This is a genomic window from Actinoplanes derwentensis, from assembly GCF_900104725.1.
Taxonomy (GTDB): domain Bacteria; phylum Actinomycetota; class Actinomycetes; order Mycobacteriales; family Micromonosporaceae; genus Actinoplanes; species Actinoplanes derwentensis.
Window position 1 is genome coordinate 9,494,506 of record NZ_LT629758.1, and the last position, 24,898, is coordinate 9,519,403.

Annotated in this window: 18 protein-coding genes; 11 read left to right on the forward strand and 7 right to left on the reverse strand. The window is 70.9% G+C overall.

Going from position 1 to position 24,898, the window contains the following annotated elements; genetic code table 11:
- Positions 1-74 precede the first annotated feature (74 nt).
- The 3 genes from BLU81_RS42455 to BLU81_RS42465 all read right to left on the reverse strand — a co-directional run bounded on the left by BLU81_RS42455 (position 75) and on the right by BLU81_RS42465 (position 1,964).
- Entirely contained in the window at positions 75-878 is an 804-nt protein-coding gene (locus BLU81_RS42455; protein WP_092554728.1) for a DUF4190 domain-containing protein, read from the reverse strand.
- A gap of 79 nt (positions 879-957) precedes the next feature.
- Complete coding sequence (locus BLU81_RS42460; protein ID WP_092554730.1) at positions 958-1,302, reverse strand: transcriptional regulator; 345 nt, start codon at positions 1,300-1,302, stop codon at positions 958-960.
- Positions 1,299-1,964 (reverse strand): hypothetical protein, encoded by a 666-nt coding sequence (locus tag BLU81_RS42465; RefSeq protein ID WP_092554732.1) that lies wholly within the window; start codon positions 1,962-1,964, stop codon positions 1,299-1,301. Before BLU81_RS42465 ends, BLU81_RS42460 begins: the two co-directional genes overlap by 4 nt.
- A gap of 194 nt (positions 1,965-2,158) precedes the next feature.
- Between BLU81_RS42465 and BLU81_RS42470 the strand changes: the two genes are divergently transcribed.
- The 5 genes from BLU81_RS42470 to BLU81_RS42490 are packed head-to-tail and all read left to right on the forward strand — an operon-like array spanning position 2,159 to position 9,250.
- Complete coding sequence (locus tag BLU81_RS42470) at positions 2,159-2,659, forward strand: hypothetical protein (RefSeq protein WP_092554734.1); 501 nt, start codon at positions 2,159-2,161, stop codon at positions 2,657-2,659.
- Positions 2,659-4,026 carry a hypothetical protein gene (locus tag BLU81_RS42475; RefSeq protein ID WP_092554736.1) on the forward strand — a complete coding sequence of 456 codons (1,368 nt, stop codon included), beginning with the start codon at positions 2,659-2,661 and terminating at the stop codon, positions 4,024-4,026. Before BLU81_RS42470 ends, BLU81_RS42475 begins: the two co-directional genes overlap by 1 nt.
- Entirely contained in the window at positions 4,023-5,333 is a 1,311-nt protein-coding gene (locus tag BLU81_RS42480) for a vWA domain-containing protein (protein WP_092554738.1), read from the forward strand. Before BLU81_RS42475 ends, BLU81_RS42480 begins: the two co-directional genes overlap by 4 nt.
- 27 nt (positions 5,334-5,360) lie before the next feature.
- Positions 5,361-6,473, forward strand: coding sequence for an ATP-binding protein (locus tag BLU81_RS42485; protein WP_092554740.1), 1,113 nt, complete (start codon positions 5,361-5,363; stop codon positions 6,471-6,473).
- On the forward strand, positions 6,470-9,250 hold the full coding sequence (locus BLU81_RS42490; RefSeq protein ID WP_092554742.1) for a DUF5682 family protein: 2,781 nt from the start codon (positions 6,470-6,472) through the stop codon (positions 9,248-9,250). Before BLU81_RS42485 ends, BLU81_RS42490 begins: the two co-directional genes overlap by 4 nt.
- 107 nt (positions 9,251-9,357) lie before the next feature.
- Here the strand turns inward: BLU81_RS42490 and BLU81_RS42495 are convergent, their stop codons facing one another.
- From BLU81_RS42495 to pnuC, 3 genes are all read right to left on the reverse strand, one after another.
- The gene (locus BLU81_RS42495) at positions 9,358-11,682 is read right to left on the reverse strand and encodes an alpha-amylase family glycosyl hydrolase (protein WP_092554744.1); all 2,325 of its coding nucleotides are present in this window, start codon (positions 11,680-11,682) and stop codon (positions 9,358-9,360) included.
- Positions 11,683-11,809: 127 nt separating this feature from the next.
- The gene (locus BLU81_RS51715; RefSeq protein ID WP_269460970.1) at positions 11,810-11,938 is read right to left on the reverse strand and encodes a hypothetical protein; all 129 of its coding nucleotides are present in this window, start codon (positions 11,936-11,938) and stop codon (positions 11,810-11,812) included.
- 33 nt (positions 11,939-11,971) lie between these two features.
- Entirely contained in the window at positions 11,972-12,667 is a 696-nt protein-coding gene (gene pnuC, locus BLU81_RS42500) for a nicotinamide riboside transporter PnuC (protein ID WP_092554746.1), read from the reverse strand.
- Positions 12,668-12,682: 15 nt separating this feature from the next.
- Here pnuC and BLU81_RS42505 point away from each other — a divergent pair, with 15 nt between their 5' ends.
- The 4 genes from BLU81_RS42505 to BLU81_RS42520 all read left to right on the forward strand — a co-directional run bounded on the left by BLU81_RS42505 (position 12,683) and on the right by BLU81_RS42520 (position 20,684).
- Positions 12,683-13,636: a magnesium transporter CorA family protein gene (locus BLU81_RS42505; RefSeq protein ID WP_092554748.1), complete on the forward strand. Its 954-nt coding sequence runs from the start codon at positions 12,683-12,685 to the stop codon at positions 13,634-13,636.
- A gap of 72 nt (positions 13,637-13,708) precedes the next feature.
- Positions 13,709-16,792: an ABC transporter permease family protein gene (locus BLU81_RS42510; RefSeq protein WP_197686037.1), complete on the forward strand. Its 3,084-nt coding sequence runs from the start codon at positions 13,709-13,711 to the stop codon at positions 16,790-16,792.
- The gene (locus BLU81_RS42515; protein ID WP_092554750.1) at positions 16,789-19,776 is read left to right on the forward strand and encodes an FtsX-like permease family protein; all 2,988 of its coding nucleotides are present in this window, start codon (positions 16,789-16,791) and stop codon (positions 19,774-19,776) included. The genes BLU81_RS42510 and BLU81_RS42515 overlap by 4 nt, the downstream gene beginning before the upstream one ends.
- Before the next feature lie 254 nt (positions 19,777-20,030).
- Positions 20,031-20,684, forward strand: a complete 654-nt coding sequence (locus BLU81_RS42520) for an ABC transporter ATP-binding protein (RefSeq protein WP_092554752.1) — start codon at positions 20,031-20,033, stop codon at positions 20,682-20,684.
- Positions 20,685-20,852: 168 nt separating this feature from the next.
- On the opposite strand, the gene BLU81_RS42525 is transcribed toward BLU81_RS42520, so the two are convergent.
- Positions 20,853-21,695, reverse strand: coding sequence for an ABC transporter ATP-binding protein (locus tag BLU81_RS42525; protein WP_092554754.1), 843 nt, complete (start codon positions 21,693-21,695; stop codon positions 20,853-20,855).
- A gap of 109 nt (positions 21,696-21,804) precedes the next feature.
- On the opposite strand from BLU81_RS42525, the gene BLU81_RS42530 reads away from it, so the two are divergent.
- Both BLU81_RS42530 and BLU81_RS42535 read left to right on the forward strand, forming a co-directional pair.
- On the forward strand, positions 21,805-22,743 hold the full coding sequence (locus BLU81_RS42530) for a ribose-phosphate diphosphokinase (protein ID WP_092558440.1): 939 nt from the start codon (positions 21,805-21,807) through the stop codon (positions 22,741-22,743).
- A gap of 74 nt (positions 22,744-22,817) precedes the next feature.
- Positions 22,818-24,839 carry a response regulator gene (locus tag BLU81_RS42535; protein WP_231953784.1) on the forward strand — a complete coding sequence of 674 codons (2,022 nt, stop codon included), beginning with the start codon at positions 22,818-22,820 and terminating at the stop codon, positions 24,837-24,839.
- The last annotated feature ends 59 nt before the right edge of the window (positions 24,840-24,898 follow it).

Consider the following 24,898-nt stretch of genomic DNA (forward strand, 5'->3'; position numbering starts at 1 on the left):
TGTCCGCCACCACGGCGTCGGTCAGAACCGCCGGATTGGTCAGCATCGAACCGGGGCCTGCTGTGGACTGCCGGTTACTTCGTCATCGACGTGGTGCGGGGGCCGGCCGGGTCGGCGGCGATGCAGATCAGGGTTCGGTCGCGGGCCCAGTCGAGGGTGTTGCGGGGGTACAGGTAGTAGATGTCCATGTTCTCGTTCTGGGGAGTGAGGAACGGCTCGAAGGCCGCGTTGCACCTCGTTTCGCCCTCCGTCTCGATCGTCGTCCGGCCGGGGAACGGGCCGGCCGGGAACGTGAAGACGTGGTAGACCTCGGCCTCGTGGGGCTGGGTGCACGGCATCACCGGCATGTCGTACACCGCCGCGGATTCCTTGATGCTGCGGATGCAGTCGCCCTGTTTCAACGCGGTGGTGTCGACGTCCTCGATGCCTGCTGCCTTGTCCTTCGCCTTGTCGATGAGCACGCTGGTCACGGCGACGATGGCCAGCAGCATGGTCAGGCTGGAGATGACCACGGCCGCGATGGCGAGGCCGCGCCCCTTCTGCGGTCGGCGTTTGATCTGGACCAGTGCGGTGATGCCGAACGCCAGGCCGAGGACCGAACCGAGGCCGAGCCCGCCGCAGATGCTGGTCACCAACGCGGCGATCGCGAAACCGTTGGTGCCCTGCGCGGCTACCGGCGGCGGCGGGTAGGCCGGATGCGGACCGTACGGCGCCGGGTCTCCCCATGGTTGCGGCGGATAGGGCGGGACACCCCCGGCGGCGTACGGCGGGTGCGGAGTCGCCGGGTCGAACTGTGGTGGAGCCGGAGGTCCGAAGTGCTGCGGCGCCGCCGGTGAGGGCGGCTGCTGTGAGGGGTCCGAGGGAGGCTGGTTGTGCACGGTGGCAACGTAGTTGCCGGAGACCGGTCACGTCGTGCCCGTATCGATCTCGACTTGGCATCGACGGACCTGATGATGGTCATCCGTCCATGGCGACTCTGGCGATGAGCTGCTTCAACCGGGTGATCTCGGCGGCCAGGGCGGTGGTTCCGGCGCTGGTGAGGGTGATCCAGGTGCGTCCTCGTCGACCCTCGTAACCCTTCTCGACGTCGACCAGGCCGGCCGATTCGAGCACGCCGAGATGCTGGGACAGGTTGCCTGCCGTTAGTTGCAACTGGGTGCGCAGGTAGCCGAATTCGACCCGTCGCGCCTCGTGCGTGATCGTCAGGATGCCGAGCCGGACCCGCTGATGCACGACATCGTCCAAGCCGGTGGCGGGATGGTCGGTGGCGGGCTGGCCGGTCGCCGGCGGGTCGGTGGTCAACGTCGGCTCCGGCGGGTCAGAGCGAAACCGGCCGCGCCCAGCAGCAGCACCACGCCGTTGACGATCTGCTGGGGGATGAAGGTGGTGCGGGTGTCGCCGCCGATCTCGATCGGCATCAGTACCACCACCAGATAGCCGAGGGTGAAGATCAGTAGTGCGAGGTTACGCTCCAGCCGGGCCAGCACCAGCAGCGCCAGGCCGATCGTGCCGGCCGGTGCGATCAGGTGGTCCACCAGCAGCACCCAGGCGGGGAACGGGCCGGCCGGCGGGCTGTTGAACCAGAAGTGGTGTGCCAGCAGCCAGGCGGTCATGGACAGGGCGGCCAGGGCGGCGCCGGTGATCGCGTACGGCAGCACCCGGGCGCCCAGGCCCCGGGATCGGGCGACCCGCACGTAGCAGACGGCGATCGCCGTGTAGGCCGCCAGCAGCGCGGGTGGCCAGAAGAGGTGGAACCCGCTGCGGGAGAAGTGGCAGCCGCCGTCGTCGCAGGCCACCTGCATGCCGAAGTAGTCGGCGGGGATGGCCGCGAACGTCAGTGCGGCCAGCACCAGCAGGGGGAACCAGGTCACCCGCTGGTCGTGGCGCACCCGGCGGGCCAGGTCGTGGGCGTCGGCCAGCAGTCGGCGGGGGTCGCCGCCGGCGGGTACCGCGTCAGTTGTCATGCCAATAGGTTTCCATTACAAACCAATTGGCGCTAGTGATCCGATCAAGATTTTCGGGCTGAGCGGCTGAGCGGGACCGGGTTGCCGGGTCGTCCTCTGGATCGGTGCACCCCGGGCGCGGCTGAGCTGGGGCGATGCGGTTTTGTCGTACCCGTGGGATAGAACTTTCGCACCTGGTTCTGAGGAGGTCTGTTGTGACCATCGAGGGTGCCGCCGCCGAGCGGCGCAGCACTGCACTCGTCATCGCGCCCGTCCGGTCGCGCAAACTGGCGAAGGTGCCGTTCGTGGAGTTGTCCGAGGGCCGTCTCCAGGGTGTCGTGTCGAGCGGGTCGGACGTCGAGCGGGTCTATGTCTCGTCCGTCACCGCCGGTGACCACGGTCTGAGCTGCAACACCAACAACAACCGTCCCTGTGGTGGCCTCTCCGGCGGCTCCCACCCCTGCGGCCACCTGCGCGCCCTGGCCGACGCCGCGGTCGCGCAGTACGGGCTGGACCGCGTCGCGCGATACCTGAAAGCGGTCCTGCCCGACGGTGCGGACGATCTCTGGTCCGGTCTGCACACCACGACCGCGCCCAACCGCGCCGCCGAGGTGTTCGCCGGCTTCCTGCGCCACTTGGCCTATCTGGAGGTCCCGCCGGCCACCGATCCGCTGCCCGACCTGCACTGGTTTCCGGCCGCCGGGGCGGTGCGCTGATGCTCGCCGACGCTCTGCGCGCCCACCCGTCCGACGTCGACGAGGCGTTCACCCTGGTCGACGGCCTCGATGACGCCCTGGTCCACGGCCTGGCCCGGATCGACGAGGAGCGGGCCGCCGCCCTCGAATCGCTGGCCGCCGCGTTCACCGGTTCGCCGCTGGCCGGCCGGGTCACCGACTCGATCGGCAAGATCATCGCCGGGACCGTCACCGACGAGCACCTGGCCGTGCTGGCCGGCGCCCGCGCCGCGCTGGCCGGTGCCGTTCACGACGCGCTGCTCGGCGGGCTCGACGAGGCCCTCGGCCGCACCCGCGAGGCGTTGAGCGCGCCGGCCGCCCCGGCCGGGAGTGGCCCGCTGCTGGCCGGTGGCCGGTCGTGGCTGCGCGAGCTGGCCATCGCCGGCTGGCGCGGCGTCGACCACGAGGTCGCCGGTGGCGGCTCCCAGGTCGTCCAGGCCCTGCTCGCCGATCCGGCCGGCCGGCGCCTCGCGGTGCTGCTCGACGGGTTCGCCGCCGAGTTGCGGGCCACCGCCCCGGTCGCCACCCTCGACCGGATCCCGGTGCGCCGGTGGGCCGACCTGTGGTCGCGGGCGCTGCTGCTCGCCCAGGAGGGCTTCCCGGCGGTCGCGGCCGCTCCGGTCGACGGCCGGTTCCTGCTGCTCGGTGTCGACCTGCACGAGCACCCGACGGTCTTCCGGGCGCAGGCCCACGGCCTGCTGGAGACACCCGGCGGCGAGGTGCGCCTGGTCCGGGCGAGTGTCGCCGCCGCCAAGGTCGACACCATCAGCGGCCCGTCCGCCTGGCGGATGCTCGCCGGGTTCCCGGTGTTCCGGGCCGCCCTGGCCGGCCGCCGCGCCGTCGAGATCACCGGCATGCCGCTCACCACGGCCGGCGACCTGGTGTGGGACGAGTCGTGCGCGGTCCTCGGCGAGGCCGTCGACCCCTTCGCGGTGGCCCGGGTCCGCCTCGGCACCGCGATCGCGGCGCCCACCGCACCGCTCGACCGGCACCCGGCCGTCATCGCCGAGCCGGTGCTGCTGGAGGGCTACACGGCCGGGCCGGAGTCGTTCGACCTCGGCGGCGTGACTGTCGCCGTCGACCTGGACCGGCTGCCCGAGGCCGGGCCGCTCACCCCGGCCCTGGTGGCGGCCTCCACCGCCTGCCTCGGCCTGCTCCGGTGGGACGCCGGCCGCTGGGCGGTGCAGCCGCTCGCCGTGCAAGCGGTGGTCCGTAAGAAGCCGGTCGTCGCGCACACCGGTGACTGGGCACACGGCCCCACCGAGGCCAAGGCGGCGAAAGCCGAGGCCGTCGCCGGCACCGCGGTCGAGGTGCTGCGCGAGCGAGCGGGAAGGCTGTTGCGTAAATGAGTGCTGCGGAGACCCGCCGTCAGGTCCTCTACTGGCGGCTGCTGGCTCGGCTCTTCGATCCCGAGGAGCAGGCGACCCTGGAATCGGGCAGCATGGCGATCGTCGGTGATCTCGGGCTGCCCGCCGCCCTGCTCGACCCGTCGGTCTCGGTGGACACCGTGGTCCAGCGGTTCCCGCAGCTGGAGGCGGAGTTCGACGGCCTGATGGCGGAGGACGGCCGGCTGCCGGAGGACGACCGGGACGGCGAGGTCCGGCGCGCTGCGCTGGTCTCGAAACTGCTGCTCAACGTGTTCGCCACCGGCACCGGCAACGTGACCGCCGAGCAGTTGCAGCGGTGGCAGTCCGACGCCGGCTGGTTCGAGCGGGCGATGGGCTGCGAACCGGGCGAGTTGCGCGGGCGGTCCGCGGGGAACACCCCGGGGCTGGGCCAGACCCTCGCCGGGATCGAAGGTGACCTGGTCGGCCGGATGCGGCTGCGGGAGGTGCTGGCCGACAACCGGCTCGCCAAGCAGCTCACCCCGAGCATGTCGCTGATCGAGCAGCTGCTGCGCGACAAGGACAACCTGGACGGTGTGGCCCTGGCCAACGCCAAGGCGCTGATCCGCCGGTTCGTCGACGAGGTGGCCGAGGTGCTGCGCACCCAGGTCGCCCAGGCCAGTGCCGGGACGATCGACCGGTCGGTGCCACCGAAACGGATCTTCCGCAACCTGGACCTGGACCGGACGATCTGGAAGAACCTGCCGAACTGGAGCCCCGAGGACGAGAAGCTCTACGTCGACCGGCTCTACTACCGGCAGACCGCGAAACGGATCGAGCCGGCTCGCCTGATCGTGGTGGTCGACCAGTCCGGGTCGATGGTCGACGCGATGGTCAACTGCACCATCCTGGCCTCGATCTTCGCCGGTCTGCCCAAGGTCGACGTGCATCTGGTGGCGTACGACACCCGTGCTCTGGACCTCACCCCGTGGGTGCACGACCCGTTCGAGGTGCTGCTGCACACCCAGCTCGGCGGCGGCACCGACGGCACGGTGGCACTCGACCTGGCCCGGCCGAAGATCACCGACCCGCGCAACAGCGTCGTGGTCTGGATCTCCGACTTCTACGAGTGGCAGGAGCAGGCCTGCTGGGACGGCTTCCAGGCGATCCACCGGTCCGGGGTCAAGTTCATCCCGGTCGGCTCGGTCAGCAGCGGCGGCCACCAGAGTGTCAACCCGTGGTTCCGGCAGCGCTTCAAGGACCAGGGCACTCCGGTCCTGTCCGGCCACATCAAGAAGCTCGTCACCGAGCTCAAGAACTTCCTCGTCTAGATCAACCCCGCAAGGAGATTTTCCGCGATGAGTGACATGCTGCGCGCGCCCGCCGAGGTCAAGTACGCCGAGGAACTGGACTGGCTGGAATCGGTCGACACCGGGCCCAAGCCGTTCTCCTGGCGGCTCAGCCCGAAGATGGTGCGGTTGTTCGTCCTCGGTTCGGAGCGTGCCGACGGCCTCGACCGCGAGATCGCCCCGAAGTGGTTCGGCGACCGGAGTTTCGTCGAGCGGTCCATCGTCACCCTGGCCTCCGACCGCGGCCTGCTGCTGATCGGAGACCCGGGTACCGGCAAGAGCTGGCTGGCCGAGCTGCTCTCCGCCGCGATCAGCCGCAACTCCACCCTGGTCGTGCAGGGCACCGCCGGCACCACCGAGGACCACATCAAATACTCCTGGAACGTCTCGATGGTGATCGCCAAGGGCCAGTCCCGGGCCTCGATGATCCCCTCACCGATCATGACGGCGATGGAGAACGGGGTGATCGGCCGGTTCGAGGAACTGACCCGGTCCACCAGCGACGTGCAGGACGCGCTGATCTCGATCCTCTCCGAGAAGTACGTGTCGATTCCCGAACTGGACGACGACAACATCGTCTTCGCCAAGCCCGGGTTCAGCATCATCGCCACCGCCAACAGCCGCGACCGGGGTGTCAACGACCTGTCCTCGGCGCTGAAACGGCGGTTCAACTTCATCCGCATCCCGGTGGTGACCAACAAGAAGAGCGAGGCGGAGATCGTCCGTTTCCGCACCGAGGAACTGCTGCGCCGGCACAACATCGAGCTGGAGGTGCCGCCGACCCTGCTCGACGTGCTGCTGCAGAGCTTCGCCGACCTGCGGGCCGCCTCCGCCGCGGCGGGCAGTGACGACGAGCGGCTCGAGTCGGCGCTGTCGACCGCCGAGCAGATCGGTGTGCTGGAGGACGCGATCCTGCACAGCAACTTCTTCGGAGCCCGCACGCTCACTTCGGCGACCCTGGCCTCGTCGCTGGTCGGATCGCTGGCCCGGCGCAGCCCGGAGGACCTGGCGATTCTCAACAAGTACTGGCACGGGGTGGTCGAGCCGCGCAGCAAGGAGCACAGCGGCGAGTGGACCGGTTTCCTGGAGGGTGGCCGCCAGGCGATTGCGACCCTGTCGTGACCAGCCCTTTCGATCCGCTCCGGGATCAGTTGCTGGGTGCCGCCGAGGCTCTCGCTGACGGCCCGGCGGCGCTGCCGGAGATCCTCGCCGGGATCGTTGACGACGTCGACCACGCCCTGCGTGAGCCGCTGGAGATCTTCCCGGTCTGCCATCACTCGCCGGCCTCGGCTCTGGCGATGCTGCGGCGGCTGCGGGCGAAACAGCCCAAGGTCGTCTACCTGGAACTCTGCGAGGACCTGCGGCCGCTGCTGACCGAGCTGCGCAACTGCCGGCTCCCGGTGGCGCTGCAGGCGTTCGCCTCCGAGTTGGACGGGTTTCCCAAGGAATCGGCGCCGCTGTCGGTCATCGCGCCGATCACCGAGGCCTCCGCGGAGTACCAGGCGATCGCGTACGCGCTGGACACCCCCGGCGTCGAGCTGGTCCTGGTGGACCGGTCCACCGACCACGTCTTCCAGTGGCAGCCCGACGTCTCGTCCCCGTCCGGCAACCCGGAGCCGGAGGAGGACCTGCACGGCGACGCGGTCGGGGTGGAGATCGGTGACCTGCGGCCACGGTTCGCCGAGTTGGAGGAGCACCTGCTGCACCACGGGCGGGTGCGGCACTGGTCGGAGTGGTGGGACCAGTTCGTGGAGCAACCCCTGGCCGGGGCCGACCACGACACCTACCGGCAGGTGATGGTGCTGATCGGCAGCCTGTTCCGGCGGCTGGCCCCGCACGACACCCGGCGGTTCGCCAGCGATGAGGACCGCGAGCGCTACATGTGGACCCGGATCCGCGAGCACCTCGCCGCGTCCGGTACCGACCCGGCCGACTGCCTCTACATCTGCGGCGCCTTCCACGCGGCCAGCCGAGTCCCCGAGGCTGGTTCGGCACCGGGGACCCCGGACTTCGCGATCACCCCGCGGACCGCGACCACCTGGCTCTACGGGCTGATCCCGTCCAGCCACTCGGCGATCGAGTCGCAGTTCGGGCTGGCACCCGGCTCGGTGTCGATCGCCGCCGCCACCTGGCAGAAACAGCTCGGCCGACTGCGGCTCACCCCGTTCCGGCTGGACGGGCAGAAGGGCACCGGCCGGAAGTCGAAGAAGGCGCTGCCCGCACCGGTCGCCGTCGCCGAGCCGGTCACCGACCACCTCACCGGCTATCTGGCCGGTCCGCCGGTGCTCGACGGGCTGGACGAGGAGGAACTGCGCGGCTGGTGTGTCGACATCGTCCGGCTGGCCCGCCGCAACGGCTACCTGTCCAGCACCGCCGACGCGATCGCCGTCTTCGAGACGTCGATCCTGCTGGCGGGGATGCGCGGCCGGGCGCGGCCGACGCCGTACGACTTCCAGGACGCCGCGGTCACCTGCATCGAGAAGGACACCGTGCCGGGCCGCCGCGACGTGCGGCGGCTCTGCGAGATCCTGCTCGGCGGCGACCGGATCGGCCAGGTCGGGTACGAGGCGCTGCCGCCGCTGGCCCGTGACGTCCACGACCGGCTCGCACCGCTCGGGCTCAACCTCGAACAGCGCAGCATCCAGCGCGCGCTGCTCGACCTGTTCGCCCAGCCCGAACTGGCCGCCTGCTCCCAGCTGCTCTGGATGCTGCGTTACCTGCTGCCCGACCAGGCGGTCCGCCCGATCATGGGCAGCCGCAAGCTCGGGGAGAAGCACATCCAGGAGAGCTGGGACCTCGACATCGGCCGTCACCAGCGCAGCATCATCGAGTTGGGCTACGAGGGCGTCACCGTCGAGCAGGTGCTCGAACAGCGGCTGCGGCGCGACGCCTGGGATCCGAAGGCGACCGCGGCGACCGCACTCAAGGCGGTGGAGAACTCGCTGCTCTTCCTGGAGAGCCCGCGGCTCACCGACGAGCTGGGCGCCCGGGCGATCGAGCTGCTGTCGGCCGAGCGCACCGTCGACGGCGCCCCCGACGTGCTGCGCCGGATCCGCCGGTTGCTCGGGCACTACCGGGCCACCGCCCCGGTGCTGCCGGCCTGGTGCGAGCGGTTCGTCACCGCCGGGTACGCCCACTACTGCACCCTGCTGCCGACCGCCTTCGTCGACGAGGACACCGGGGTCCGGCAGGTCGGGGCGATGCTCGGCTTCCTGTTCAGCATGGAGAGCCTGGCCCTGTCGCTGGGCTGCGACCGCACCCAGCTGGAGATCGCGGTCCGGCAGTCACACCCGGAGGCCCCGGCCAAGGTCGCCCTGCTCTGGGCGTCGCTGCACCAGCTCGGCGTGCTCCCGCTGGCCGATCTGCGGACCCGGGTCGCTGACCTGCTCGGCAACCCGCTGGTGGTGCCCTCGGTCCCGCAGTACGTCAGCGGATTCGTGCAGGCCCTCGAACCGGTGCCGCGCCTGGCGCCGTTCGTGGTGGAGACCCTGTCCCGGGTGTTCGCGCAACTGCCCGACCCGGTGCTGCTGCCATGGCTGCCGAACCTGATCACCACGTTGAAACAGCAGGCGGCGGAGCTGGTGCCGGTGCTGACCCGGGAGGCCGGGCGCACGTTCCCGGGCAGCCTGGCGGCTCTCGACTCGTGGACGGCGCCGTGGAACGCCCCGGCCCGATCCCGCCCGGCCGCGACCGGTGTTCCGGTGGGCCCGGCTGGGGCGGTGGCGGTGCTGCTGGCGGGGCACCGGCCGGCGGCGGATGCGGTGGCTGAGCTGATCGGATGCCCGGGGGAGTGGGCACCGGCCGAGGTCGCGTCCGGTGTGGACGCGGATGCGGTGGCGCGGCTGTTGGTGGCGTACCCGCAAGCGGTGGAAGGGGTCGCGGACCTGGTCGGCGCCTGACCCACCGGAAGTTACACCCGGCCTGGCGGAAAGCACCGCCGGGTCGGAGGTGCCGTTCGGCCCGGCGGTGAGGGGGCCGCCGGGCCGGGCGCGTCAGATGGATGGGGTTACTTCAGGTAGGTGGTGGCGTCGCCGATTCGTCCGGGGGCCGGGGTGGTGCTCGTGGAGAGGACGTAGACGCGGAGGTTGCCCTTGGCGTTGAGGCCGACGGTGAGGGAGCCTCCGGTGACGGCCCTGGTGTCGCCGGTGACCGCGTCGACGTAGGTGCCGTTCGGGATGCCGTTGAAGGTGGCGCCGTTCGAAACGGTGACCAGGGCGAAACTGTCGACGCCGTCGGCGGTGTAACGGCGTTTGTAGGCCATGTCGCCGCTGACACCCTCGGTCGAGTACTGGCCCCTCTGCAGCGCGGGCACCGCCCGGCGGATCCGGTTCAGCCGTTGTACGTGCTTGACCAGCGGTTTCGACAGGGTGGTGGCGACCTGGCCGCTGGCTGACGAGACGACACCGTAGTCGCCGGCGGTGACACTGCCGGCGAGGTGACCGCCGTAGTAGGCACGGCCGGTGGTCTCCAGCGGGCAGGTCGGCCCGCAGTCGATCCGTTGCCCGGCCTTGAACTCGATCTCCGAGCCGTAGTACAGCGTCGGGATGCCGCGGAACGTCCACATCAGCGTCATGTTCTCGGCCCAGGCTTCGGTGCCCTCGGCGTACCGGACCGACGACTTGTTCGGCCCGTAGTCGTGCGAATCCACATAGACCACGTTGTAAGTGGGGTCGTTGACGGAGTCGTCCGAGTCCTTGCCGTTGTGATAGGCGTTCGACGCGTCACCGAAGTTCATGTGCATCCGCATGTCGATGATGTTCATGCCGGAGAACTTCGAGTGGTCCGGGGCGTGATAGGTGTTGCCGGTCAGGAACGCGTTGGTGCTGGTCGGCTGGTTACCCGTACCCAAGTTGTTCTCGTAGTCGAATTGTTCGAGGGCGGCGGTCGTGTCGTCGGCGGAGTAGGTGGCCCGCTCCTTCCAGGTGAAGAATTGGGCGGAATGGTTGACCGAACCGCGGTTCCATTTGTCGTTCACGAACGCGGCGACCTCGCCGAAGATGTAGAAGTCCCGGGCTCTGGTGGCACCATATTTCGCCGTCAGGTGGTTCTGGAGGGCGGGCAGGAAACGGCGGTTCCAGGTGACCCGTGGGATGTGCACGGCGGTGTCGATGCGGAATCCGTCCACGCCCATGTCGATGTACTTCTGGTACGCGCCGATCAGATAGTCCTGCACCACGGCGTTCTCGGTGTTCAGGTCGGCGAGGTCCTCGTGCAGCCAGCAGGACCGGGCGTCCTCGCCCTCCCAGTTGCCGATCCAGCACTGGTGGAAGAGGCTCGGCGGGAACATCTTGGCGGTCGGCGACGGCCATTGACAGTGGTAGAGCGAGTAGCCCTCGGCGCTCTTCCCGCCGGTCGGGGTGCCGAAGTCCGGGCAGGTGTTGCCGGCCGGGGCGGTGCCGTTCCACAGATCGCCGTTGTAGGTGTTGCCGGTGCTGTTCTCGTCGAGCGGGTGGTAGGTCTTACCGGCGACCTTCTCGCTGTAGTACCAGCTCCACTGGCTGTCGCGGACGCCGTAGACGGTCGGGGTGTAAAGACCCTTCGCACCCCACCGGGACGTGTGGTTGAAGACCACGTCCTGGTAGATCTTCAGGCCTTTGGCGTGGGCCGCGTCGATCAGATTCTGATAAGAGGCGCCGTCCGACTCCAGTCGCGGGTCGACCTCGTAGAAGTCGTGACCGTGATAGCCGTGGAAGTCGTAATCGGAGCGGTTCAGCACCACCGGGGTGATCCAGACGGCGGAGAAACCGAGCCCTTTGATGTAGTCGAGTCTGTCGACCAGGCCCTGGAAATCGCCCCGGAACATCGGGTCGCCGTTGGCGGCGTTACCGGACTTGACGTGCTGGCTGCCGCCCCGGTTGTTGGTGGTGTCGCCGTCGTTGAAACGGGCGGTGAGGACGAAGTAGATGCTGTCCTTGCGGGGGTCACCGCCGAGCATCTCGCCACTGGTCGGCGGCGGCGCCGGGGACGGAGTGGGCGGTGGTGTGGTGGTGCAGGGGGCGGTTGATCCGACGGCACCTGCAGAGACCGTGACGATGCCCGTACCCACGCGGTAGTTGCCGCCGTTGTTGTTGTCCCAGGTCCCGGAGCCGTTGTTGAAGACGACCTGCATGCCGGTGGCGCCGCCGAGATCGAGTTCCTTGACGTGCCAGCCGGCGCAACCGCTGTCGGCGCTCATCGGGACGCCGGGCACGCTGGTCCAGGACCCGCCGTCGGCGGCGTAGTGGATGTTCACCGTCGACCAGGCCGGTGGCGCCTGGTAGTAGACGGTCACGCTCGTCGTCGCGGGTGCGGTGGGTGGGCCGGTCAGGAGCAGCAGTAGTACGGCGAGCATCCGGGACACGGGGCCTCCAACCACCGCAGGGAAACACGGGCGAAATCCCGCGTTCACATGAGGGGGAAGCTAGCAACTTCTTTCAATGTCTGGAAGAGCCTGCACTCCTCTTGCAAGAAGATGCGATTCAGCGCCGGGCGGCCATCGACTCGACCGCGCCGATCAGCATGTCGGCGCAGAACGCGTAGTAGCGCTCGATGTCCGGCTCGTCGCGATACGACGCCGCCAGCTCGATCATCTTCGGAAAGCGGTCCATCGACATGCTCTCCAGGTGGATGCTGCGGCGCCCTCAGGCTGGAACCGGCGACACCGCGGCCGACCGGGAGATCCGCGTCCAGACCACGAAACCCCAGATGACGAAGAGCAGGTAGACGGCGTAGAGGACCGCCGACGGGTAGTAGCCGAAGTGCAGCAGCTCGGGCACTCCGACCAGGTCCACGGCGATCCAGCAGAGCCAGAATTCGACCCAGCCGCGGGCCATCGCGTAGGTGGCCAGCATCGAGCCGACGAAGATCCACGAGTCGGCCAGGTAGTACCACCACGGCACCGGAAAACCGGCGCCGACCTCGCGGAACACCACGAAGCAGACGGCCACCGCGGCCAGCGCGAGCGGAATGAAGGTCAGCCGTTGCCGGTGGGTGGCCCAGCGCGGGACCACGGCGGTGCCGTGGTCCCGCCGCTTGTTGCGCCGCCAGGCCCACCAGCCGTAGACGCTGGTGATCAGGAAGAACACCTGACGGGCGGCCTGGCCGTAGAGAGGGGTGCCCTGATCGTTGCCGACGGCCTGGCCCAGGAAGACGGTGAACAGCAGCACGTTGCCGACGATCCCGACCGGCCAGGCCCAGTAGTTGCGGCGCAACCCGAGCAGCGCCGAACCCAGCCCGAACGCGTTGCCGACGATCTCCCGCCAATAGATCGACTGCCCGTCGGTCACCTGCCACTTGGCTTCGTAGAAGGCGGTCAGGAGCTGATCTATCCAGGTCACGGCTTATCGTATGCCGTGACTTCCCGTCTCTACGTCAATGGCCGCCTGACCGCCGAGGGCTTCGGTATCGACGAGGCCGGCGACCGGCTCCGGAACGAACCCGATGCGGTTCTCTGGCTCGACCTCGACGCCCCGGGCGCTGCTGACCTGGCCACCCTCGCCGAACAGTTCGGTCTGCACCCGCTCGCCGTCGAGGACGCCGTCCAGGACCACGAGCGGCCCAAACTCGACCACTATCGAAACCACCTGTTCCTCAACGTCTACGCCGTCGAGTTCGACAGCGAACCGCGCAAGACCGAGATCAGCGCGTTCATCACCCCGCGGGCGCTGATCACGGTCCGCAAATCACCGTTCGACCTGACGACCCTGACCCGGCGGTGGGACGACGAGGAGCGGCCGGCCGGGACCGGCGTCGACTTCCTGGTGTACGGGCTGCTCGACCTCGTCGTCGACGGCCAGTACCGCGCCGCCCAGCGGATCGACGAGCTGATGGACGGCGTCGAGGACCGGATGCTCGGCGACGGCCCGGCACCCCGCGACGTACGGCGGCACGGTTTTGTCCTGCGCCGTGGCCTGGCCGCCCTGCGCCGCGCGGTGTCGCCGATGCCCGACGTGGTCCGCGACGTCGCGAAGGAACTCGCCGGGGACGGCCACCTGCGGCCGTACTACCGGGACGTCGAGGACCACGCCCGGCATGCCGTCGACCTGATCGAACACTCCCGCGGCCGGATCACCGAACTGCTCGACGACGATCTGGCCGAACAGAGCAACGAACTCAACGTGGTCACCCGCAAACTGGCGGCGTGGGCCGCGATCATCGCCATCCCCACCGCGCTGACCGGATACTTCGGCCAGAACCTGCCCTACCCCGGCTTCGAGAAGTGGTGGGGATTCCTGCTCAGCAGCGCGCTCATCGGGGTCTCGGCCAGCGGTTTGTACGTCTACCTGAAACGCCGCGGATGGCTCTGAACCCCGTTGTCCACAGGGGTCCCCGCGTGCCGGGCTGATCGCGTAACGTCGCCCGCAACCGGGGGAGGGTGAATGTTCGCACTCGTCTTCGGCGCGGTGCGGACACGCGCCGCGCAGGTGCTGACGATTCTCGTGCTGACCATGCTGGCAGCGGCCGTCGCCGCGGCCGGCCCGTGGTATGGATTCGCCGCCGTCGGTGCCGCCGCCGACGCCTACCTGGTCACTGCCCCGGCGAGTCAGCGCACCATCTCAGTGGCCAGCCGGGTGGACGCCCGCACCGGTCCACAGGCCCGGCTGGACCGGTTCACCGCCGAGGCCCGGGCCGCGCTGCCGGCCGACCTCGGGCACGGGGCCGGCGGCATGATGTGGCAGCTCAACGTGCGCAACGGAGTGGCCGCCGCGAGTCTGCCGGTGGCGTACCGCGACGACTTCTGCGCCCATGTGCGCATCGAGGGCGCCTGCCCGGCCGCCGACCGCGAGGTCGCGATCACCCACGAGACCGCCCAGCGCCTCACCGTCGGCGCCGGCGACACCGTCGCGGTGCTCTCCAACACCGCCGACGGGCAGCTCGACCTGCTGGTGACCGGGCTCTACACCCGGACCGATCCCGCCGGGACGTACTGGAGCAACACCATGTTCCGCGTCGGCGGCATCCTGGACCCGGCGTTCACCACACCCGGCACGTTCGCCCGCCAGGAACTACGCACCCCCAACATGGCGTACGACGTGACCGTCCCCGACGCACTCCTGCGCGGTGACGGCGGCCGTGATCTGAAAGCCGAGATCGCCACGGCCGACCTGCGGCTCGGTGGCGCCCAGATGCGGCTCACCACCCGGGCCGTCCCGCTGATCGACGCCATCGCCCGCGACCGGCACACCATCCTCAACGGCATCCTCACCGCCGGAACCCAGCTCCTGATCCTCACCTGGTTCGCCGTCGGCCTCGCCGGGTGGTACACCCTGCGTGACCGCCGTGCCGACGCCGCCCTGCTCAAAATGCGCGGGGTCGGCCGGTTCGGCCGGCTGCGCCTGGCCTGGGGACAGCACCTGGTGCCACTGATCGCCGGGGTGCTCCTCGGTGCCCCGGCCGGATATCTGCTGGCCCGGCTGCTGGCCGGCCCGGTGCCGGTGGCCGCCGATCACACGTCCGCCCTGATCGACAGTGGAGTCGCGGTCGGCGCGGTGCTGTTCGGTGGCCTGGCCGTGCTGGCCGCCGTGGAGGCCGCGGTGCTCGGGCGCCCGGTGGCGGTGCTGCTGCGACCGGCCGGCTCCGAGCGCGGGGCCTGGCGGCCGGCCCTGGTCGACCTGCTCCTGCTGGCGGTCGCGGCCGCCGCCATCTACCAGGCCCGCTCCGACGGCCCCGGCGACGGTCTCGGCCCCGCGGCACCAGCCCTGGTCGCCCTGGCGGTGGGCCTGCTCATCGCCCGCCTGCTGAGCCGGGCCGCCGACCGGGGCGGCGCGGCGGCACTGCGAGCCGGGCGACTGCGGACCGGCCTGGTCGCTCTGCGATTCTCCCGTTCGCCCGGCACCGACCGGGTCCTGGCACTGGTGGTGGTCGCGGTCGCGACGTTCCTGACCGCCGCCGGCGGATGGGGCGCCGAGAACGAGGCCCGCCTCGCCCGCAGCGAGACCGAACTGGGCGCCGTCCGGGTGCTGGCCGTCGAAGCGGCCAACCGGACCGCGCTGCTGCACGCCGTCCGCAGCGCCGACCCGGACGGGCATCAGGCGATGGCGGCCGTCCACAATCGCAACGACGAGATCGAGATCCTCGAGGTGGACACCCCACGGCTCACCGCGGTCACCGGCTGGCGCCCGGAGTACGGACCGGCCGCCGCCCTCCCCGGCGCGGTGGCCGCCGCCGGTCTCAAGCCATTGCCACTGGTCACCGGCGACCAGCTCACCCTGACCGCCCGCCGGGACGGGCCGGCCGGTCTCGCCCTGCGCCTGCGCCTGCAACACGAGGCCACCGGCCTGCCGGCGACCGTGTCGTTCGGCACGCTGCGCCCCGGCGAACAGACGGTCACCGCCGCGGTGAGCGGCTGCTCGGCCGCCCCCGGCTGCCGGATCATGCGCTGGGAGCTGACCACCCCGCCCGGCACCGGTGGCCGGATCCAGCCGCCACCGGCCGGGACCACGGTCAGCGTGCTCGGGCTCCGGCTCGGCGACTCCGGGACCCCGGTCCTCGACGCGGCCGCGCTCGGCGACATCACCCGCTGGCGGGCCGGGACCAGCGGTGGAGCCCTCGACGTGACAGCGGGTGCCGGGGGCCTACGGCTGGCCGCCGACGACAACCAGGCCGAAGAGGGCCGTGGGGTGGGCATCGCCGCATGGGCCGCCGACACCCTGCTGCCCCTGCCCGCGCTGCTGGCCGGGCCGCCGCCGGACGACTGGCGGGACACCGAACCCGCACTGACGGCGTACGGGGAACCGGCTCCCGTGCAGGTGACCGCGACCGTGCCGGCCCTGCCCCACGTCGGCCGCGACGGCCTCATCGTCGACCTGGACGCCACCCGGCGGTTCGCCGCCGAATCCGACCCCGGCGGTGAATACCAGGTATGGCTGGCGCCCGGCGCCCGGCCCGGCCTCGTCGCCGACCTCACCGCGGCCGGGCTCACCGTCACCGCCGACGACACCGTCACCGGCTACGCCGACCGTCTCGGTGCCCAGGCACCGGCCGTCGTCGTCCGGTTCGGGCTGATCGCCGGCATCGCCGCCCTGCTCCTCGCCGCCGCCACCGTCGCGGTCGCCGCCACCGTGGACCGCCGCTCACTCGCCGAACAGCTCGCCGCACTCCGCGACCAGGGGTTGCCCCGCCGGGTCGCCACCGCTGCCGGCTGGGCCGGCGCCGCCGCGCTGATCCTGGCCGGGCTGCTCGGCGGGCTCCTCGCCGCGCTGCTGGCGATCGTGGTGATCGGGCGGACCGTCCCGGCGTTCGCCGACGGCTGGGCGGTGCTGGCCCCACCCGACCCGCTCCATCCGGCGATTACCGTCTTCGCACTGCTCGTCGCGGTCGCCGTGCTCGGGCTGACCGCCTGGATCGCCTTGTCACCACTGCTGCGCGGCCTGCGTGCGAGCCGCTTCGCCGGCCCGCACGTGGATCCGCCTTCCGGGACGGCTCCGGAATCGTCCTCCCCGGATCGGGAGGGCGGTCGATGATCTCCCTGGTCCTTGCCATGGTCTGGACCCGGCGCGGGCAGGCCGTCACCCTCGCTCTGCTCGCGTTGCTGGCGGTCACCTCCGCGGTCGCCGCCCCGGCCTACCTGATCGCCGCCGGACGAGCCATCGCCGCCGGGCAGATCGCCACCGCCCCCAACAGCGAACTCAGCCTGGTGGCGAGCCGGACCGTCGACGTCCGGGACGAGAGCACCGACAGCGCCGGCATCACCTTCCCCGACGTCGGCAAAGTGCTGCTCGACCTGCCCGGATTCGCCTACTACCACTCCGCCGAGGTGCCGGCCGTCGGCCTGGAGGAGACCGTCGACTTCCCGTCCCGGCTCGTCTTCCGCCAGGAGATCTGCGCCCACGTGCGGATCGTCAGCGGGCGCTGCCTGGCGGGCGAGGGCGAGGTGCTGATCGGCGAGCGGACCGCCCAGCGGCGCGGGCTGGCCGCCGGTGACTCCGTGGTCCTGAGCGCCGCCCGGCAGAACGACCAGTCCCGCCCGCCCACCTGGATGGCCGCCGCCGTTCCGAAGACGCTGACCGTGGCCGGCACGTACCGGACTGCCGACACCACCGACGCGTACTGGGGACGGCACGGCTACTTCGTCAGCGGCATCGGCATCAGCTCGGGCGAACCCGTCTTCACCAATCCCGTCACCTTGGAGACGATGGAGCGCACCAGCACGGTGCTGACCATCGACGGCATCGCCCGGCCCGGGACCATCGACATCGAGCGGCTCGGCGAACTACGGGCCGACCTGGCCCGGCGCGAACAGATCTCCCTGGAACTCGACCAGGTCCAGTTCGACAGCGGGATACCCCGGCTGCTCGACCGGATCGACGACGGCCGGGCCGCGGCCCGGCTGCTCGTGCCGGTCGTGGCGGTGCCGCTGGTGCTGCTCGCGTGTTTCACCATCTACCTGACCGTCGGCTACGGCGCCGAAGGGCGGCAGAGCGAGCTGGCCGTGGTCGCGTTGCGCGGCGCCCGGTGGTGGACTCGCTGGTGGCTCGCGACCGGGGAGAGCCTGATGGCCGTCCTGGCCGGTGCGGTGGCCGGCTGCCTGGTCGGGCAACTTCTGGTCAACGCGGTCTCCGCGGCACTGTTCCCGGGAGTCGGTGCCGAACCGGCGGTCACCTCCCTGCGGTACGCGCCACTGGCCGCCGTGACGGCGCTGATCGCCGCGGTCGTGGCCCAGCGGCGGCAACTCGTCAGCCCGGTCGCCGCACTGCTCCGGCGGGCCCCGGCCGGTGACCACCGGCGAATCGCCGCCGCCGAAGCCGTGGTGGCGGTGCTCGCCGTGGTGACCGGAGCCCAATTCGCGCTCTCCGGGCAACCACTCACCGGCGTCGGGCTGTTCGCACCCGCGCTGATCGTGCTGGCGCTCGCGCTGGTGGCCGCACGGGTGCTGCTGCCGGTGGTGAACCTGCTGGCTGCCCGAGCACTGCGCCGGGGCCATCTCGGACTCGCCCTGGCCGGTCTGCAACTGTCCCGCCGGCCCGGCGCCGGCCGCTTGTTCGCCCTGCTGGTCGCCACCGCGGCCGTCGCGGGTTACGCCGTCGGAGCGGTCGACACCGCCGGTCAGGGCCGGACGATCACGGCCGGCCTCGGCACCGGCGCCGACCGGGTCGTCACCGTTCAGCCGCTCACCCGCCGCGACCTGCTCACCGCCGTCCGGGCGCTCGACCCGGACGGCGCCTTCGCGATGGCAGTGGTGCGGCTTCCCGGCGGCAGCGTGTCGGTCCCCGGCCTCGCCGTCGACACCGGACGGCTCGCCACCGTCGCCGCCTGGCCCGGTGGGGCACCCGGCCCGCAGGCACTGCACCGGCTCCTGCACCCCGGCGCGCCCGAGTCACCGGTCCTCTCCGCAGCGGACATCACCATCGACGCCACCACCGCGACCGCCGGCCGGATGCGGATGGTCGTGTCGGTGTCGTCGCTGGCCGGGCACGGTGACGGCCTGATCGAGATGGGCGATCTCAAGACCGGACGGCACCGCTACCACCAGCGGACCGAGGTCTGCCGGGACGGCTGCCGGATCAACGGCATCCGGCTCTCCGGCGCGGGCGGCGGCTCCGCCATCACCGGGCAGGTGACTCTGCACGAGGTGAACACCACGGCCCCGGCGCCGCTGACCGACCCGGCCCGCTGGCGGGCCACCGGGCAGGGCCGGCTCTCCGCCGCACCCGACGGGCTGCGCGCCGACGTCCAGGTCACCGCCAGTGTCGCCGAAGTCGTCTGGATCCAGCCGGCCGTCACGCCGTACCCGGTGCCGATGGCCTTCGCCGGGAACCGGCCCGCCGACCCGTTGATCACCGGGGTGGCGCCGGCCGGCATTCCGCTCGCCGCAGTCGCCACCCTGCCCGCGGTGCCGGCTGCCGGGCGGCAGGCCGCCCTCGTCGACCTGGAATACCTCGACCTGCTCGCCGTCGATCCGAAACCGGTACTGGACCCACAGGTGTGGCTCGGCTCCGCCGCACCCGCCGACGTCGACGAACAACTCGCCGCCCACGGTCTGGTGATCGTCTCCGGCACGACAGCCGCCGAGACGCGTGCCGGGCTGGACGAACAGGGTCCCGCGATCGCCCTCTGGTTCCACCTGCTCGCGGCGGTCCTCGCCGCCCTGCTCGGGGCCGGGGCGCTGGCCCTGACCGTGGCGGTCGACCGGGTGCGGCGGACCGAGGACCTCACCGCGTTGCGGACCCAGGGACTACGGCCCGGCCCGGCCGGTCAGGCCACCCTCTGGACCTATCCGGTGCTGGTCGTCATCGCCACCGCCGTCGGGGTGCTGGTCGCGGCGGCGGCGTGGTGGCTCACCGGCTGGGCGCTGCCACTGGCCGGCATCACCCCACCCGACCTGCCTCTGCCGTCCTGGCCCGGCATGTGGTCCGTGCTGGCCGCGGCCGGTGTGGTTCTGGTGGTCGAGTTGCTGGTCGCGTTCGTGGGTGGCCGAGACCTGCGCCGGCGAATAGAGCGCCGATGACCCCGGCCGGCGCGTGCATCGCTGCGCGATCCGCATCGCTGTCCGCCCGCGAGCGCTGCCGGTCCGCGGCTGCTCCTGGGTTGCGGCCGTTTCCGGGCCGCGAGCGCTGCTGGTCCGCGGCCGTTTCCGGGCTGCGAATGCGGCGGTATTCGGGTGCGGGGCGGGCGGTGGCCGGGCCGGTTCGGGGCAGCGGGTCGGGAGATCGGTGGCGGGTTTGTCGTGATGGGTGCTGACGTGGTGGGGGAGAGGGAGCCGTGCGGAGTTTGACCGTTGAGGGTGCTGAGTTCGGGTACGGCGACGGCTCGGCCGTGCTGAGTGAGATCACAGTGACGGCTCGGGCGGGGGAGGTGCTCGCCGTCACCGGGACCTCGGGGGCGGGTAAGACCACGCTGCTGAACGCCATGGCGGGGATTCTCAAGGCCCGGGTGGGGACGATCGTTGTGGACGGAGTGCCGCTGACCGGGCGGGATCACGCGGTGTCGCTCGGGGTGGTGCTGATTCCGCAGGACAACGGGCTCGCGGCGATCCTGACCGCGGCGGAGAACGTGTCGGTCGCGGTCATCGCCACCGGCGGATCACCGGCGTCCGCGCGACGGCGGACCGCTGACGCGCTGGACTCGCTCGGGCTCTCCGGGCAGGCCAATCAGTTGATCGACGAGCTTTCCGGCGGGCAGCAGCAGCGCACCGCCTTGGCTCGCGGGCTGGCGCTGCGCGGTGACGTCGTGCTGGCCGATGAGGTGACCAGCGAGCTGGACGCCGCCAACCGCCAGCGGGTGCTCGACCTGCTCCGGGCCGAGGCCGCCCGCGGCGCTGTGGTCGTCTTCGCCACCCACGATCCGGAGGCGGCAGCGGCCTGCGACCGCGAACTCCACCTCGCCGACGGCGTCGCCACCTGGCCCCGCCCCTGACGAGCCATGTCCGGCGGGGCCGCCCCGGCTGGCCTCCGACTGGCCGAGTCGGCGGGGCTCCGGGCGGGCTGTGTTCGACGGCAGAGCCGGCCGGGTTGTTACTGGGGGCAGGGCGGGGCGGTGGGCGTACCCGCGAAAGGGTTGTGGGGTGGTCCTTGTGGGGGAACCTCAGACGGGTGTGTCGTGGCTGGAAGGGAGGAGGGTGACTTCGCCGTCGATGTGCTGGACGGTGAACAGGGTGCCGGGTGGGTAGGAGCCGAGGACCTCCGGCGGGAGCTGGACCGTGCCGTCGCCGGCGACCACTGCGAAGTCCTGGCCGTCGCGGCCTTCGGCGCCGACCCGGCCGTCGCGGATCGTGACGGCGCGGCCGAGGCGGGCGCCGACCTCGTTGTCGTGGGTGACGACGACGATCGTGGTCTGGCGTTCGGTGTTCACCGTCTCCAGGGCGTCGAGGACCTCGTCGCGGCCGGCGGTGTCGAGGCGGCTGGTGGGTTCGTCGACCAGGAGCAGGCCGGGACCGGTGGCGATGCCGACGGCCAGGGCGGCGCGCTGACGGGCGCCGGGTGTCAGGTCGGCGAGCCTGCGGCGGCCCTGGCCGGGGAGTCCGACCAGGTCGAGGATGCGGTCGGGGTCGTCGAGCTGGATGCCGCGGGTGTGTGCGGCCCGGCGCTGGGCGAGCCAGATGTTGCGGTGCAGCGACGCGTAGGGGAGCAGGTTGCGGGCGGCGCCCTGCAGCACGACGCCGATCTCGGTGCCACGCAGCCGGGAGATCTCGCCGTCGGAGAGTTTGCCCATGTCGTAGGTGCCGATGTTGATCCGGCCGGCGGACGGGCGCATCAGGCCGGCGAGCAGCGCGATCAGGGTGGACTTGCCGGAGCCGGACGGGCCGACCAGGGCGATCGTCTCGCCGGGGGCGATGGACAGGTCCACTCCGGCCAGGGCGACGACGTCACCGGCTTCGGCGCGGTAGATGTGGACCACCCGGCGGCAGGCGACAGCGAGACCGTTCATCAGTTGTACACCACCCGGCAACAGTCAGCGGTTCGACATTTACAAAGGTCAAGCTAGCCGAGTGGGACCGGCGTGACGACCCCGTCAGCTCGCCTCTTATCGTGTGGGCGTGCGTGACATCGCCGTTTTCACCGGATCTGCCCATCCTGAACTCGCTACGGAGATCTGCGAGCACCTCGGTGTACCGCTGATGCCGACCCGGATCGACAGGTTCGCCAACGACTGCATCGAAGTGCAGTTACAGGGGAACTGCCGGGAACGGGACGTCTTCCTGATCCAGCCGCTGGTTCCGCCGACCCAGGAACACCTGGCCGAACTGTTGTTCATGCTCAACGCGGCCCGGGGTGCGTCGGCCGCCCGGATCACCGTGGTGCTGCCGCATTACGCCTACGCCCGCAGCGACAAGAAGGACGCCCCGCGTATCTCGATAGGTGGCCGCCTGGTCGCGGATCTGCTGACCACCGCCGGTGCCGACCGGGTGCTGGCGATGACGCTGCACTCGCCGCAGGTGCACGGCTTCTTCAACATTCCGGTGGACCATCTGCACGCGCTGCGTGAGCTGGCCAATCACTTCCGTGGCTACGACCTGAGCAACAGCGTCGTGGTCTCCCCGGACCTGGGCAACGCCAAGGAGGCCGCGGCTTTCGCCCGGATGCTGGGCGTGGAGGTGGCGGCCGGGGCGAAACAGCGGTACGCCGACGACAAGGTGGTGATCAGCTCGGTGATCGGTGAGGTCTCCGGCCGGGACGTGATCGTGCTGGACGACGAGATCGCCAAGGGCAGCACGGTCTTCGAGTTGCTGGCCCGGCTGCGGGAACGCAACGTGCGTAGTGTCCGGGTGGCGTGCACCCACGGCCTGTTCACGAACGACGCGATCCGGCGGCTCTCCGCGGAGAAGGAGATCGAGGAGATCGTCTGTACGAACACGGTGCCGATCCCGAAGGAGAAGGCGACCGACAAGCTGACGGTGATCTCGGTGGGGACGGCGCTGGCCGAGGCGATCCGCCGGATCCACAACGGCGAGTCGGTGAGCGCCCTCTTCGCCTGAATCAAGCGGGCGCAATTCCGGCAAATGGGCCTCATGGTGCGCGGCAAACACGAATCATGTTGCTCATGGGTGTCATGGCTTACCCCCTCCGGTACGCGCTCGCCGACCTAGCCCTCGCGCTCAGCCGCGCGGTGGGAGACCCGGTCGAGGTACGTTCCACGGCTGCTCGCGCCGCCGCCGACATGATCGGCGACGGCGCGGGGGTGCAACTACTGCGCGACGACGGTCGGTACGAGGAGATCTCGTACCACCACATCGACAACGAACGTTCGGAACCGCTGGCCCGGGCGCTGTCCCGGGCCGGCCAGACTCCGGACAACGAGTACTCGACCACGCTCGCCGCGAGCCGCCGTCCGATCGTGCTGGCCGGTGACTCGGCGGCCGAACTGGCGACACCCGAGGCGTCCATCACGGCCGCGGTGCTGTGCCCGGTGATCGTCGACAACACGTACGTCGGTTTCCTGATCCTGACCCGGCACGCCGAAGATGCCTTCTACTCCACGCCCGAGGTGGAACTGGCCCGTGACATCGCCGGTGAGCTGTCGCTGGCGGTCAGTTCGGCCCGTGCTCAGGAGCGGCTGCGGGCGTCCGAGGAGCGGTACCGCCGGGTGCTGGAGACGATCCCGGAAGGGGTGCTCCAGCTCGACCCGCACGGGGTGGCGACGTACGCGAACGAGCCGATCGGGGTGGTCCTCGGCATGCCGCGGGCCGAGCTGATCGGGGTGTCGCTGCGCGGGTTCCTGGACAACGTGGGCCAGAAGGAACTGGACCGGCGGATCGCCGAGTGCAAGACCGGCCGGTCCACGGTGGGTGCGACCCGGCTGATGCGGGCGGACGGTTCCCGGCGCAGCGTACGCATCAGCATGATGCCCGTGCAGGACGAGAACCACGAGTTCATCGGCGTCCTGTGCATGATCACCGACACCACCGATCACATCGACGCCCGCGGCCTCAAGCGCCAGCTCGACCACCTGCGCCGACTGGACAGCCTGGGCCAGCTGATCGGCGGTCTGTCGCACGACTTCAACAACCTGATGACCGTGGTGGCCGGTTCGGCCGACATGATCCTGTCGACCGCTGACGAGGAGTCGCCACATCACCAGCTGGCCAAGGACATCCTGGACGCGGTCGGCACCGGCCGGACACTCACCCACCAGCTGCTGGCGTTCGGCCGCAGCGAGGGCAACCGCCCCGAGGTGATCCCGATCCCGGACCTGCTCACCGACGTGCAGGCGCTGTTCAGCCGGACCTTGGGCGAGCACATCGGCTTGGACCTGGCGTTCGGCCCGGACGTGTGGCCGGTGAAAGCCGAACGCGGCCCGCTGGAACAGGCGCTGGTCAACCTGGCCGCGAACGCCCGCGACGCGATGCTGCACGGCGGCATGGTCCGGGTCGCCGCCACCAACGAGGTGATCGAACCCGGTCAGCTGGCCGAGGGCGCGCCGACCGGCAAACTGGTGCACCTGGTGGTCACCGACACCGGCGTGGGCATGGAGGACGAGGTGCGGCGCCGGGCGCTGGAGCCGTTCTTCACCACTCGCCCGACCGCGTCCGGACTGGGCCTGGCCACCACCGCCGGGATCGTGGCGAACCTGGGCGGCCACATCGAGCTGGAGTCGCAGCCCCGGATCGGCACGACCGTGCACATCTACCTGCCGGCGGCCGAGCAGAAGACCGGCACGGCCGGCGAGGGCCAGAAGAAGAATGCGGTGATCGGCCGAGTGCTGATCGTCGAGGACCAGCCGGACGTGGCGCAGCTGGTGCGGCGGCTGATCGAACCGGCCGGGTACGAGATCGCGGTCGCCACCGACGCGCTGATGGCGGTCACCCAGGTGGCGTCGGGCGCCCGCCCGGACCTGCTGATCACCGACGTGGTGATGCCGACGATGACCGGGCCGGAGCTGGCGGGCGCGTTGCGCACCCACCAGCCGGACCTGCCGGTGCTCTACATGTCCGGATACACGGCGGCGTCCCTGGGCCCGCAGCTGCACCTGGACGAGAACAGCATGCTGCTGGAGAAGCCGTTCACCCGGTCGACGCTGCTGGGCGCGATCCGCTCACTGTGCGGCCCGCAACCCCCGGCCTCGGAACGCTGACACGGGTCAGCCGGACGTCTATCAGAACGGGCGAGGTGCTCAGAGCACCTCGCCCGTTC

What these genes read in the sequence shown, in the direction of transcription:
- BLU81_RS42535 (WP_231953784.1), top strand. Translation starts at nt 22,818, where the DNA reads ATGGCTTACCCCCTCCGGTACGCGCTCGCCGACCTAGCCCTCGCGCTC.
- BLU81_RS42495 (WP_092554744.1), bottom strand. Translation starts at nt 11,682, where the DNA reads ATGCTCGCCGTACTACTGCTGCTCCTGACCGGCCCACCCACCGCACCC.
- BLU81_RS42475 (WP_092554736.1), top strand. Translation starts at nt 2,659, where the DNA reads ATGCTCGCCGACGCTCTGCGCGCCCACCCGTCCGACGTCGACGAGGCG.
- BLU81_RS42485 (WP_092554740.1), top strand. Translation starts at nt 5,361, where the DNA reads ATGAGTGACATGCTGCGCGCGCCCGCCGAGGTCAAGTACGCCGAGGAA.
- BLU81_RS42480 (WP_092554738.1), top strand. Translation starts at nt 4,023, where the DNA reads ATGAGTGCTGCGGAGACCCGCCGTCAGGTCCTCTACTGGCGGCTGCTG.
- BLU81_RS42525 (WP_092554754.1), bottom strand. Translation starts at nt 21,695, where the DNA reads ATGAACGGTCTCGCTGTCGCCTGCCGCCGGGTGGTCCACATCTACCGC.
- BLU81_RS42510 (WP_197686037.1), top strand. Translation starts at nt 13,709, where the DNA reads ATGTTCGCACTCGTCTTCGGCGCGGTGCGGACACGCGCCGCGCAGGTG.
- BLU81_RS42515 (WP_092554750.1), top strand. Translation starts at nt 16,789, where the DNA reads ATGATCTCCCTGGTCCTTGCCATGGTCTGGACCCGGCGCGGGCAGGCC.
- BLU81_RS51715 (WP_269460970.1), bottom strand. Translation starts at nt 11,938, where the DNA reads ATGGACCGCTTTCCGAAGATGATCGAGCTGGCGGCGTCGTATCGCGAC.
- BLU81_RS42465 (WP_092554732.1), bottom strand. Translation starts at nt 1,964, where the DNA reads ATGACAACTGACGCGGTACCCGCCGGCGGCGACCCCCGCCGACTGCTG.